Raw genomic sequence first — 13457 nt, 5'->3', positions numbered from 1 at the left:
TGGACGCGAACCGGACGTCGCCTTTTGCTTACGGCGCTTTGCCGTACCCACCGCCCCCCGGCGATTTCAGGATAAAGACGTCACCAACCTGCATCTGGGCGACATCATTCCCTTTGAGCCGCTCCTCTGTTCCATCGGCGCGCATGATTGAGTTTTCACCGGTTTTTCCCGGCTCTCCGCCTGCTGCCCCGTGTGGCCGGGTGATCCGGTGAGAGCTGAGGACTGTGACGGTCATCGGTTCAAGAAACCGCAATTTGCGCTGGATGCCATTGCCGCCTGTGAACTGACCTGCACCGCCAGACCCCGCGCGGATCGAGAATTCATCGACGCGCACCGGGAAACGGGTCTCCAGAACTTCTGGGTCGGTCATGCGGGTGTTGGTCATATGGCTGTGGACCGCGCTTGTTCCATCAAACCCATCGCCGGCACCCGTACCGCCGCAGATGGTTTCGTAATTCTGAAATGTCTCATTGCCATAGACAAAATTGTTCATTGTCCCCTGACTGCCTGCAATGACACCAAGCGCGCCGTAAAGCGCGTCTGCTATGGCTTGGCTGACTTCGGTATTGCCCGAGATCACAGCAGCCGGGGCTTTGGGATTGATCATTGATCCTTCGGGGATGATGAGGCGCAAGGGTTTCAGGCAGCCTTCGTTCATCGGGATATTTGCGCCAACCAAGGTGCGGAACACATAAAGCACCACGGCATGGCAGATCGCGCTTGGTGCGTTGTAGTTGAATGTGTCCTGCGGTGATGTGCCGGTGAAATCAAGTGTGGCGGACCGTGCAGATTTGTCGACGGCTATGGACACCTTGATCTGCGCGCCACTGTCCAATGGATAGGTGAACGTGCTGTCATGCAGCACATCAAGAACGCGGCGCACGCTTTCTTCTGCGTTGTCCTGCACGTGGCGCATGTAAGCGTGAACCACGTCCAGACCGAACTGATGGGTGATCTTTTGCAATTCTTGCACACCTGTTGCGTTGGCCGCGATCTGGGCTGCAAGATCGGCCATGTTCTGATCAATGTTGCGGCACGGATATGCGCCTGAGGCCAGAAGGTCGCGCGCAGCGCTGTCTTGGAGCACCCCCTGTTTGACAAGCAGGAAATTGTCGATCAACACACCTTCTTGGTCGATATGTGTGCTGTCCGGGGGGGCAGATCCCGGTGTGGTTCCGCCGATATCGGCATGATGCCCGCGCGACGCGACCGTGTAGATGATGTTTGCGCCTGCATCGTCAAAAACCGGTGTGATGACCGTGACATCGGGTAGGTGTGTGCCGCCGTTATACGGGTTGTTCATCATGAATACGTCACCGGGACGGATCTTGCCCGCGTTCTGGGCCAGAATCGTGCGCACGCTTTCAGACATTGATCCAAGGTGGACCGGGACATGTGGCGCGTTGGCGACCAGATCGCCTGCGGCATCAAAGAGTGCGCAGGAAAAATCGTATCGTTCCTTGATGTTCACCGAATAGGCGGTGTTTGCAAGCGTCGCGCCCATTTGTTCCGCGATGGACATGAAGAGGTTGTTGAACACTTCGAGCATGACTGGATCGACGGATGTGCCAATCGCTTCTTGCCGGTCCAACGGGACAACCCGCCGCAAAACCAGATTGCCACCCTGCTCGCAGGTCGCGTCCCAGCCGGCCTCAACAATGTTCGTGCCCGTGGGTTCGGTCAGTATGGCGGGGCCTTTCACACTCTCTCCGGGGCCAAGCATCGTGCGGTCGACCAGCGGAACATCGCGCCAGGCACCGTCGCTGAACATCCGGGCGGTTTTGGCTGGTGCGCGGGCCTGCGCCGCGTCGGGGATCGTGACCTCTTCACCGGTGGACCCAATCGCCTCTGCGGTCAGCACATCTATGATAAGGTCGGCGTATTCCGGCACAAAGCCAAACCGCTGCCGATGCGCCTGAGCAAAACTCTCGGTCATCTCGACAGGATCACCGAAGGGCACCTCAAGCGTTTGGTGGGCACCATCGGTGCGGATATGCGCCATGGCAACCGCGTGAATCGCCTGGTCCGGGATGCCTTGATCGCGGACATCATTTCTGGCCTCTTGGATAAGGGTCTGGACCGTTTGGCGGGCTGCCGAGATATCGTCGACCGACCGGGCAAATTGCGCTTCACGGATCGCGCGCACATCCGCCAGACCCATACCAAATGCCGACAGAACTCCGGCAAAGGGATGAATGAAAATGCTTTCCATTCCCAGTGCATCCGCCACCAAGCAAGCATGCTGGCCACCAGCGCCACCAAAGCAATTCATGGTGTACCGCGTGACATCATAGCCGCGCTGGACGCTGATCTTCTTGATTGCATTGGCCATGTTTTCGACCGCAATCCGCAGAAAGCCTTCGGCGATGTCCTCGACGGATTTGTCACCGCCGATCTCTGCTGCAAGGGTTTCGAATTTCGCCCGGACGATGTCTGCATCAAGCGGTTGATCGGCGTTTGGCCCGAACACGGCAGGGAATTGGTCGGGTTGAAGTTTGCCCAGCAGAACGTTGCAATCGGTAACCGTCAATGGGCCATCACGGCGATAAGAGGCGGGGCCGGGATTGGCTCCGGCACTTTCAGGACCAACCTGCATACGACCGTCCTGATACGTCAGGATCGACCCACCCCCCGCCGCTACCGTGTGGATTGACATCATCGGTGCCCGCATCCGCACGCCGGCAACCTCGGTTTCGAAGGACCGTTCATATTCGCCCGCATAGTGGCACACATCCGTCGATGTGCCGCCCATATCAAAGCCTATGAGTTTCTGGAAACCAAGATCTGCCGCCGTGCGCACCATGCCGACCACGCCGCCCGCAGGCCCGGACAGGATTGCGTCTTTGCCCTGAAACATCCGAGCATCGGTTAATCCGCCGTTGGACTGCATGAACATCAGGCTGTCGCAGCCACCGTCCGAAGCACCAAGAGCATCGGCCACTTGCGCAACGTAACGGCGCAAAATGGGCGAGAGGTAAGCGTCGACAACGGCCGTATCGCCGCGTGACACCAGTTTGATCAGTGGGCTTGCCTCATGGCTGAGCGAGATCTGAGCAAAGCCCAAGTGTCGCGCCAGTTCGCCCAAGTGGGTTTCGTGATCGGTGTAGCGATAGCCGTGCATCAACGCGATGGCGACCGACCGGAACCCTTTGTCGTAGGCGCGCGAAAGCGCGTCCCGGGCGTGGTCCGTATTCAGCGGGAGAATGACCTGCCCGTCGGCCCCCATGCGTTCTTCGACCTCGATCACGTGATCATACAGAAGTTCGGGCAGCGTAATGTGCAAATCAAACAGGTTGGGGCGGTTTTGATAGCCGATCCGCAAAAGATCCTTCATGCCCTTGGTGATCATCAAGACAGTTGGTTCGCCTTTGCGCTCAAGCAAAGCGTTGGTGGCAACCGTGGTGCCCATCTTGACCGCCGATATGTGACCTTCGGGAATGGTCTCTTTGGCAGATATGCCAAGCAGAGTGCGGATGCCGTGAACGGCGGCGTCAGGATAGGCTTCGGGATTTTCCGACAAAAGCTTGTGGGTGCGCAATGCGCCATCTGGTCTGCGTGCAACGATATCGGTGAAGGTGCCGCCCCGATCGACCCAGAACTGCCATTTGCTCTCGTTGGACATGCTCATCTGCGCTGCTCCGAATCTAATTGTTGTTGCTTTATGGATATAACGCTGACAAAATGTCAACGTAATGAAATCGAATAGATTCGCAAACACCCAACACTGGAGAACCCCGCATGAAACATGTCTTGTTCGGCGCTGCCGCGCTTACTCTGGCCACGGCTGCCCAGGCTGAAAGCTGGGATATGCCCACGCCCTATGGCGATACCACCTTCCACACCCAGAACATCATGCAGTTCACTGATGATGTGCGCGCCGCGACGAATGATGGATTGGACATTACGATCCATTCAGCAGGGTCGCTTTTCCCCCATTCCGAAATCAAGGGCGCTGTGCGCAACCGTCAGGTGCCGATGGGCGAGTTTTTCTTGTCCACTTTGTCAAACGAAGACCTGGCTTTTGGCCTGGATAGCCAGCCCTTTGTTGCCACCAGCTATGAAGACGCGGCGAAACTGTGGGAGGCACAGCGCCCGGTGATCACCGAGCTTTTGGCAGAACAGGGACTGATGCCATTGTTTTCTGTGCCTTGGCCGCCCCAAGGGCTGTATACAAATGGTGAAATTGCGACAGTGGCCGATCTGAACGGTCTTCGGTTCCGTGCCTACAATGCCGCATTGGAAGAATTCGCGTCTCTTGCCGGGGCTGCACCGGTTCAGGTCGAGGCATCTGATATCCCGCAGGCCTTTGCCACGGGTCAGGTCGCTGCAATGATCACATCGCCTTCCACCGGGGTGAATTCGACGGCCTGGGATTTCGTAACACATTACAGCCCGATCAACGCTTGGGTGCCAAAGAATATCGTTGTCGTGAACCAGCGCATGTTCGATCGCCTTGACGCGGGCACGCAGGCCGCGGTTCTGGCCGCTGCCGAAACGGCGCAGGCGCGCGGCTGGGAGATGTCGGTCGCAGAGGCGGACAGCATGACCGCCGCTTTGGCCGAGAATGGTATCACTGTTTATGAACCCAGCGCAGAGCTGGTCGACGGTCTGCAAGCCATTGGTGCCACCATGCTTGAAAACTGGCGCGCCAATGCCTCTGAGAGCGCAATGGCCATTCTTGAGGCCTATCAGCAATAAAGTACCCATTCTAACTGGTCGGCATCTGCTTACGGGTGCCGGCCCCGCTTCATTGCAAAATTTAGGGGTACAGCCACCATGGGCCGGACACTTCAAAAGCTATATGACATTTGCGGGGCGATTGCCGGTGGTCTGATCTTGTTGATCTGCCTCTTGATTTCAGCGCAAATTATCCTGAACGGGTTTGGGCGGCTTAGCCCTGGAACGTTGCCATCGACTATTCCTTCCTATGCGGATTTTTCCGGCTTCATGTTGGCAGGAGCCACATTTCTGGCTTTGGCGCACAGCTTGCGAGCCGGGGCGCATATCCGGGTCAATCTGGTCACGGGGCGTCTGCCGCAGCGGCTTCAGTTTTTTGTCGAAGCCGGTGTGCTTGTCATCGCCATCTTGCTTGTCGGATATGCGACATGGTTCATGGTGGGTTTGGTTCTTGAAAGCCTCCACTACGGCGATGTGTCGACAGGGATTGTTCCGGTCGCGCTTTGGATACCGCAAAGCGTTGCCGCGTTTGGAACCGGGCTGTTGCTGGTCGCTTTGGTTCATACACTGGTTGATCTTATACAGTCCGGCAAACCCGTCCTGTCCACACCGGACGAGGTTTAGCCATGTCGGATCCGATGATCGCGGTCACCTTGCTGACCCTGTTGATTGCGTTGCTTGCGTCAGGTGTCTGGGTGGCGATTTCGCTGTCTTTGGTCGGGCTTGCAGGGCTTGTGTTGTTTTCCAACGCCCCGTCAGGATTGATCCTGGCTACAACCTTTTGGGGCCATTCGCACAGCTGGGCGCTGACGGCGTTGCCTCTTTTCATCCTGATGGGAGAAATCCTGCTGCGCTCCCGTATCAGTGACGACATGTTCACCGGGCTTGTTCCATGGCTCAGCCGTGCACCGGGACGTCTGTTGCATGTCAACGTGTTCGGCTGTGCAATTTTTGCCGCCGTGTCAGGGTCGTCGGCGGCCACCGCCGCCACGATCGGGCGTATGTCTGTTCCGGAATTGACCAAACGCGGATATCCCGAAAGCCTGATCCTGGGCACATTGGCGGGGTCCGCCACGTTGGGGTTGTTGATCCCGCCGTCGATTATCTTGATCGTTTATGGGGTCGCGACAGAGCAATCTATCGCCCGCCTGTTCATTGCCGCGATCATTCCCGGCATGATGATCTTAACCTTGTTCGCCTGCTATGTGGCGGTACGCGCCTGGGCGAACCCGGCGCTGATCCCCGCCATTGATGAAAAATTCTCGTTCAAAGAAAAGATTATCGCATCGCGTCGGCTGATCCCGGTTGCATTGTTGATTGGTGGCGTAATCGGGTCGATCTATGGCGGTCTTGCTTCACCGACCGACGCTGCGGCGCTTGGCGTGGTTCTGGCCACCCTGCTTGCGTGGGTGTCTGGGTCCTTCAGCTGGAAACTGTTCAGGCAGGCAGTGATGTCTGCGACGCGCACGTCCTGCATGATTGCGCTGATCCTTTTGGGGGCTGCATTTCTCTCAGTGTCCATGGGTTTTACCGGGCTTCCGCGAAATTTGGGTGCCTGGATCTCCGAGATGAACCTGTCGGTGCCGGTACTGCTATTTGCGCTGACGATCTTCTTTATCGTTCTGGGCTGCTTTCTGGACGGGATTTCAGTCATCGTGCTGACGACGTCGATCATTATGCCGATGATCACCGCCGTCGGGATCGATCCGCTTTGGTTCGGGATCTATCTGGTGATCGTTGTTGAAATGAGCCAGATCACCCCGCCGGTCGGATTTAACCTGTTTGTCATTCAAGGGCTGACAGGCATCGACATCCTCAGGGTTGCCAAAGCAGCGTTTCCATTCTTTTTGCTTTTGCTCTTGGGCGTTGTATTGATCTGTGTGTTCCCGCAAATCGTGACGTTTCTTCCCGCCTATATGAGCGGCTAAAGAGATGCAGCAGCGCGGCTGGCCTGATCGTACTGCCCGGAAAAGGCCCGCAGGCTGGCCGCGATTTCCCGCATTTCCTCGCTGCTGATATCAAGGCGCGACAGACCATCAAGAAAGCACCTTTCGCGGACAATGCGGTACGCCTCGCACAATGCCTCACCTGTTTCGGATGTGCTGTAAAACACCTCTTTGCCACGCTTCTCCGAATTCAGAAGCTCCATCTTCATCAATTTGCGCAGGGCGTAATTCACAGTGTGCGTGTCTTCGATGTTTAACAAAAAACAGATGTCAGTAAGGCGCTTGTCGCGGCCGCGATGATTGGCGTTGTGCAGCACAAGGATTTCAAGCGGGGTCAAGTCGGTGTTCCCGGCGGCCGACATGCAACGGGTCATCCAGCGCGAAAACGCATTATAGGCAATGATCAGGCCGTATTCGAATTCGGAAGATTCCCAACCGTCACCTTCGGCAAGATGTCGTGACGAAACGATGCGTCGTTTGGGTTCAGCGTTCTCTGCCATGGTTCTTAACCTTTATATTTTGAATACATAAAGTAAGTAATATGCTGTCGTTTTGCAATCCTGAGAGATGTAGGCCCATCTGCTAAAGCCGCGTTTGGCATTGCCAGATCCATTATCCTTCCCCTAGCATATCGCAATGCCACGATGGGATGTGTCGAATGCGCAGGAAAACCTATGCACTTGAACAATGCGGCAGCGCTTGGTCGGCCATGTGCCGGACCAAGGCGATTGTGGGGTCGGCCAGCTATTTCCACTGTTCGTCGTGACCATGTCGATCCACACTGAAACCAACTCGCCCAGCCTTGATGCGCCCGACGCGCATGATCCGGACGCGCCGGCGCAGTTTGGCGGGGCGCTGGCGAACGCGCGGGTGCTTGTGGTCGACGATGAACCGGGTATGCGCAATTTCTTGTTCAAAGTGCTTGAAGCACATTGCGCGCTTGTTCATGTGGCCGAGCACACCTCGCAAGCGTCGGGATTTCTGGATGTTCACGCTTACGATGTCATCGTTCTGGACAACATAATGCCCGATCAGACGGGCCTTGACTGGTTGGCTGAACAACGCAAGATCGGGCTTTACAGCGATGCAATCCTGATCACGGCGCATGCCGACCTTGACACGGCCATTCAGGCGATCCGTGCCGGTGCCAGTGATTTTCTGCTCAAACCGTTCCGGTCTAATCAGGTTTTGAACGCGATTGCCCATTCGCTTGAACGCGCGAGCCTGCGCCGTCAGAACACCGTTCTGCGACACGAGCTTGAGTTCGGCAAGGATCTTGTCAAACACCGTTCTGCGCTGGTCGGGCGCTCGCCGGGGATCACCGATGTCTGCGCCGCGATTGAACGGGCAGCCCCCTCGGCATCGCATGTCGTCATTCGGGGCGAGGTCGGATCGGGCAAACAGGTGGCGGCCCGAATGCTGCATGCCGCGTCGGCGCGTGCGAACAAACCGTTTGTCTGGCTCCAATGCTATGGCCTGACCGAGCAAGTCTTCCAAGAGCGGCTTTTCGGACGACTTGACACGGGGCCTGGTGGCGCGGTCTCGGGGCAAGAGGGAATGTTGCAAAGTGCTGCGGGTGGTACGCTGTTTCTGGAAGATATGGAGCTTTTGTCGCCCGGATGTCAGAACATCCTCAGCGAATTGCTGAGCACCGGACGGTTTAGCCCGGTGGGCGCGCGGCGCAGCCTGGACCTTGATGTGCGCATCGTCAGTTCAACCACGCAGCCGCTGGCCGATATCGTGGAGGAGAAAGGCTTTCGGGCCGATCTGTTTTACCTCCTGACGGTGATCGATATCGTCTTGCCGCCGTTACGGGATCGGGGCGAAGACGTGCTCGACCTGACGCGGTTTTTCGGCGAAAGCCTGGCGCGGCGCATGGGCATACCGTTCCCGGAAATCTCTGCCACGGCGCGGCGGCGGTTCTTGTCGCATGATTGGCCGGGCAATGTCATGGAGCTGCGCAACACGGTGGAACGCGCGCTGATCCATGGTGATTTCGACATGGCCCTGGGCGAAAGCACACCCCGCTCTGCCGAGACCGACAGTCTTGCTGCGGTTGAACGGCGGCATATCCTGAACGTTCTTGACGCCTGCGATGGCAACCGGGCCGAGGCCGCTCGGCGCCTGGGTGTGGCGCGCAAGACCATCGACCGCAAATGCCGCGCCTGGGGCCTTTGAAGCATGCGCTCGGTTCGCTGGCGGCTGCTTTTTATCGCATTGCTTCCGCTGATCGTGCTTCTGCCGCTTTTGCTGGGTGTCACCATGCAGCGCTGGATTGAACGGCATGATGATCTTCTGATTTCCAAGGTGGCTAGCGACCTACGCGTGGCGGAGCAGTATTTTGAACAGATCGAAGCAACGCAGGCGGCCGGTGTCGCGGCGGTCGGAGAATCGCTGAGTTTTGCGCGGGCCTCGCAGCAGGGGGCCAGTGTGCTGGAGGCGTTTCTTGAACGCGAACGCGTGGAGAAGGGACTGGATTTCCTTATCCTGCGGTCGCTTTCGGGGTCGGACATGCCCGAAGCAATGCGCGCCGTTGCCAAAGGTGCCACACCTGACCGTCCGACCGCGCATCTTGTTCGACTGGAGGCCCGCGATCTGGCGGAACTCTCTGCGCCGCTGGCTGCGCGCGCCGTCCTGCCGCTTGTTCCGACCGAGGCCGCGCGCCCCATCGCCCGCGACGTTGAAGATCGCGGTTTGGTCATGCTGGCGGCGCATCGGCTGGCAGGACGCGATACAGTGTTGCTGGGCGGGCGGCTTTTGAACCGAAACCTCAATGTTATCGACACGATGAATGCGCTTGTTTATCGCGAAGAAACCGGGGCGATATCGCGCACGGGCACGACGACACTGTTTCTTGACGATGTGCGCGTGTCCACCAATGTCCGCCTTTTTGAAGGAGAACGTGCGCTGGGCACACGTGTGTCAGAGGTTGTCTGGCAGCAGGTGATGCTATCGGGTCAGACCTGGCTTGACCGCGCGTTCGTGGTGAATGACTGGTATATCTCGGGGTACGTGCCGCTGGCCGATATCGACGGAAACCGGATTGGCATGTTGTATACCGGGTTTTTGGAAGCGCCCTTTACCGCGCAGCGTAACGCCACAATCATAGCTCTGATCGCGGCGTTTGTTGCGGTGATCGCGCTGTCGGTGCCGATTTTCCTGTGGCTGGCCCGCGGCATCTTTGCGCCATTGGAACGGATGACCGCAACAATGGCACGGGCCGAGGCCGGTGCGCTTGATGCGCGGATCGGACCTGTGGATGAAAAAAGCGAAATCGGGGCTGTGGCGCGCCATCTTGACCGGTTGCTGGATCAGGTCGAGGAGCGTGACGCGAGCCTGCGCGACTATGCCGAAAACCTTAATGAGCTGGTCGAACAACGGACCGAGGAACTGCGCGAGGCCAATGCGCGGCTTGAGGCAACCTTTGCCAAACTGGTGATGGCCGAAAAACTTGCCGCAGTGGGCGAGATCACCGCAGGCGTCGCGCATGAGATCAATAATCCCGTGGCTGTCATCCAAGGCAATCTTGAGGTTTTGCGCATGGGGCTGACGCCCGAACAACGTGCCGCAATGAAAACCGAACTGGACCTGATTGATGCCCAAACCTACCGGATCAATGTGATGGTCAGCAAATTGCTGACCTTTACCCGGCCAGATGAAATACCCGAACTGGTCACAAGCGTGCATGCGGATCGCGCTGTTGCGGATGCCTTGATCCTTGTGGCGTCGGATCTGCGTGCGAACCGGGTCGCGACGGTGGTCGATCATAGGCCCGCTAAGCCATTCCGCGTTGTCGAGACGGAACTTCAACAGGTTCTGGTCAACCTTTTGATCAACGCGATGCAGGCCATCGGTTCGGACGGCACCATAACACTCAAAACCGGCCCGGCCGAGCAGGATGGTGCGGCGGGGACTGAAATCGTCGTCACCGATACGGGCCCTGGTATTCCCGCCGACCGGATCGACCATGTGTTCGATCCTTTCATGACGACAAAGCAGGGAAGCGGAACAGGGCTGGGGCTGTCGATCAGCCAGAATCTGGTGGCCAGGTTCGGTGGTTTGATCAGCGTCAGCAGCCCAAAAGGGCAAGGGGCCTCTTTTCGGGTCTGGTTTCCGGAATTGGACAATTCGTCCTGCAGTGTCGACGCGGCTGCCGAATAACTGGACATTTTGTCCATCCCCCGTTCAAATTCACTGCTGGAAAATGGACGTTTTGTCGTTTTTGTGTTAGCGAAAATCAATGTAACAATTTGAAGATAAACAATTTTTTATTGACAGACATTTTGGCTGAAATTAACCGTAATGTCATGTGAAGCCGCGTGGCATCGTGCGGGACGTACAGCAAACCGCAGGCAATCACGAGGCCGAGGTCATGCCAAATGACCTGCTGATGCGCAAAGTTTGAACGATTGGGTCAACCGTAAAAACGGAGCCCTCACAAAATCCGTAACTGCCATAAGACGGCCAGCCGGCACGTCAGGAGTCTGTGCGCCCAATACCGGCACAAAAGGTCAAAGGGAGGAAGACCGAATGCTTATGAACCGCATAAAAGCCTCGATTGTGGTTGGGGTGGCATTGCTTGCCAGTCTGGCAACTGTGACGTTCCCCAAAGACGGCGCGACCCAGGAAACCCAGTATTTTCCGATCGCAAGCAGCCGTGTCGGGCCGTATTCGGCTATGGGCACAGGCTATTACGGCGCGCAGATCGACTACATCAATTATGTCAACAAAAATGGTGGCGTGAACGGTGTCATGCTGACCTGGCAGGAATGTGAAACCGAATATAACGCCGTGAAAACCGTCGAATGCTATCAGCGGCTCATGGAATACAATGGTCAGAAAATGGTGGTGTTCGATACGTTGGGCACCCCCGGGGCCTATGCCGTGATCAACCGTATGGCAGAGGATGAAGTGGTGCTGGCGCAGTACGGATATGGCCGCACCGACGCCGCTGATGGCCGGGTCTGGCCCTGGGTGTTCAACGCGGCGGGGCATTATTGGTCTCAGATCGCTGTAACCATGCGTTTCATGGCCGAACAGGAGGGCGGGATCGAGAACATGGAGGGCAAGAAGATCGTGCACATGCATATCGACAGCGCCTTTGGCCGTGAACCGCTGCCCGCGATGCGTGCCATCGCTGAGGAGTGGGGTGTTGAACTGGTCGAAATCTCTGTGCCGCCCCCCGGCCTTGAACAGCAGTCGCAATGGCTTCAGGTGCGCCGTGAACAGCCTGACTGGGTGACATTCTGGGGGGCAGGGTCTGGCATGAATTCTACCGGCATGACAAACGCCGCGCGCGTCGGTTTTCCGCGCGACCGTATGGTCTATGTGACCTTTGGTGCCGCCGAGGAGGACATGTTCCCCGCCGGTGACAGCGCAAAGGGCACCTACGCGATGGCCAACGCGCTGCCGGGACGTCAATTTCCGCTTGTTCAGGCGATCTACGACGAGGTCTATGGTGCCGGTGAAGGTAACCTCAACGATGAAAGCCGGGTTGGGTCAGTTTACTGGAACCGGGGCTTGGGTGCCGCGATCATGTGGGTCGAGGCGCTGCGCAACGCCCAAGAGATTCACGACAAGGTAGGACAGGCTGTCACGGGTGCCGAATTCCGCGATGGGTATGAAGCGATCAACATGACCGAAGAGCGGCTGGAAGAAATTGGGGTCGCCGGAATGATCGCGCCGTTTTCTCTGTCCTGCGAAAACCACGAAGGCGCTGGCGGCCGGTTTGCGATGATGCAGTGGAACGGCGAAGCATTTGAACAGGTCACCGGCTGGGAAGAGCCTTATGATCCTGCGGCCATCCGTACCTTGATCGAAGAGTCTGCCGCGAAATTTGCGGAAGAGAACGGCATCAGCGCCCGCGACTGCACCTGAAAAGTCGCCAACAGCTGCTCGTTTATTCTGAATGACATTGGACCGCCTCTGTGCGGGCGGTCCGCTCTTAGTGCACGGCCATACCTGGCCCAGAACGGTAAAGGTTCCATGACCCCACAATCCGACAATATCCTGCAACTCGATAATGTCGAAGTCGTCTACGACAACGTCATTTCAGCACTTCACGATGTGAGCCTTAGCGTGCCGCGTGGCAAGGTGGTGGCCCTTCTGGGTGGCAATGGCGCTGGAAAAAGCACCACGCTCAAAGCCATCTCGACCATGTTGGCCGCCGAACACGGCAAGGTCACAAACGGCACAATCATGTATGATGGCACACCTGTGACCAATCAGGAACCGTCGCACATGGTGGGTCTTGGTCTGGTGCAGGTGCTGGAAGGCCGGCGGTGTTTCGGTCACCTTACGGTGGAAGAGAACATTATCACCGGTGCCTATTCGCGCAAACTGTCCAAAGCCGAGATGCGCAACGAACTGGAACGCATGTACGGCTATTTCAAACGCTTGCGCGACCGGCGCACCAGTCAGGCGGGTTATACGTCTGGGGGCGAGCAACAGATGATCGCGGTCGCCCGTGCCATGATGGCCAAGCCCAAGATGCTGCTGCTTGACGAGCCATCAATGGGACTGGCACCGCAGCTGGTGGCCGAAATCTTCCGCATTGTGCAGGCCCTGAACAAAGAGGAAGGCGTCAGTATCCTGTTGGCCGAGCAGAATACCAATGTCGCGCTCCGCAACGCGGATTACGGCTATATCATCGAAACCGGGCACGTGATGCTCGAAGGCAGTGCCGAAAGCCTGCTGAACGACGACAAGGTCAAGGAATTGTACCTCGGCATCTCGAAAGAAGGCCGCAAGAATTTCCGCGACGTGCTGCGCGAGGAAAACAAGGCGCATCCTGACCTGCATCACCATTGACCCGCCCCAAGGCCGCAACAAGAG

General features: G+C 57.5%; 9 protein-coding genes. 7 read left to right on the top strand and 2 right to left on the bottom strand.

Going from position 1 to position 13457, the window contains the following annotated elements; translation table 11 throughout:
* Window positions 1–28 precede the first annotated feature (28 nt).
* A complete protein-coding gene (locus ACG74X_RS00860) occupies window positions 29–3628 on the bottom strand; it encodes a hydantoinase B/oxoprolinase family protein (RefSeq protein WP_411232031.1) in 3600 nt (1199 codons plus the stop codon).
* A 110-nt stretch (window positions 3629–3738) separates the two neighbouring features.
* On the opposite strand from ACG74X_RS00860, the gene ACG74X_RS00855 reads away from it, so the two are divergent.
* From ACG74X_RS00855 to ACG74X_RS00845, 3 genes are all read left to right on the top strand, one after another.
* Window positions 3739–4698 carry a TRAP transporter substrate-binding protein gene (locus ACG74X_RS00855; protein WP_411232030.1) on the top strand — a complete coding sequence of 320 codons (960 nt, stop codon included), beginning with the start codon at window positions 3739–3741 and terminating at the stop codon, window positions 4696–4698.
* Between the two features lie 78 nt (window positions 4699–4776).
* Entirely contained in the window at window positions 4777–5301 is a 525-nt protein-coding gene (locus tag ACG74X_RS00850; RefSeq protein ID WP_411232029.1) for a TRAP transporter small permease, read from the top strand.
* 2 nt (window positions 5302–5303) lie between these two features.
* The gene (locus tag ACG74X_RS00845; RefSeq protein WP_411232028.1) at window positions 5304–6605 is read left to right on the top strand and encodes a TRAP transporter large permease; all 1302 of its coding nucleotides are present in this window, start codon (window positions 5304–5306) and stop codon (window positions 6603–6605) included.
* Here the strand turns inward: ACG74X_RS00845 and ACG74X_RS00840 are convergent.
* The gene (locus ACG74X_RS00840) at window positions 6602–7123 is read right to left on the bottom strand and encodes a winged helix DNA-binding protein (RefSeq protein ID WP_411232026.1); all 522 of its coding nucleotides are present in this window, start codon (window positions 7121–7123) and stop codon (window positions 6602–6604) included. The genes ACG74X_RS00845 and ACG74X_RS00840 overlap by 4 nt on opposite strands.
* 187 nt (window positions 7124–7310) lie before the next feature.
* Between ACG74X_RS00840 and ACG74X_RS00835 the strand changes: the two genes are divergently transcribed.
* The 4 genes from ACG74X_RS00835 (at window position 7311) to ACG74X_RS00820 (ending at window position 13433) form a co-directional block, all read left to right on the top strand.
* A complete protein-coding gene (locus ACG74X_RS00835; protein ID WP_411232025.1) occupies window positions 7311–8801 on the top strand; it encodes a sigma-54-dependent transcriptional regulator in 1491 nt (496 codons plus the stop codon).
* A gap of 3 nt (window positions 8802–8804) precedes the next feature.
* The gene (locus tag ACG74X_RS00830; protein ID WP_411232023.1) at window positions 8805–10784 is read left to right on the top strand and encodes a cache domain-containing protein; all 1980 of its coding nucleotides are present in this window, start codon (window positions 8805–8807) and stop codon (window positions 10782–10784) included.
* Window positions 10785–11153: 369 nt separating this feature from the next.
* Entirely contained in the window at window positions 11154–12500 is a 1347-nt protein-coding gene (locus tag ACG74X_RS00825; RefSeq protein WP_411232021.1) for an ABC transporter substrate-binding protein, read from the top strand.
* A gap of 108 nt (window positions 12501–12608) precedes the next feature.
* Window positions 12609–13433, top strand: a complete 825-nt coding sequence (locus ACG74X_RS00820) for an ABC transporter ATP-binding protein (protein WP_411232019.1) — start codon at window positions 12609–12611, stop codon at window positions 13431–13433.
* The last annotated feature ends 24 nt before the right edge of the window (window positions 13434–13457 follow it).

This window comes from Marivita sp. S0852 (assembly GCF_046591575.1).
Lineage (GTDB): Bacteria > Pseudomonadota > Alphaproteobacteria > Rhodobacterales > Rhodobacteraceae > Marivita.
This window is presented reverse-complemented; position numbering and strand designations above follow the sequence as displayed.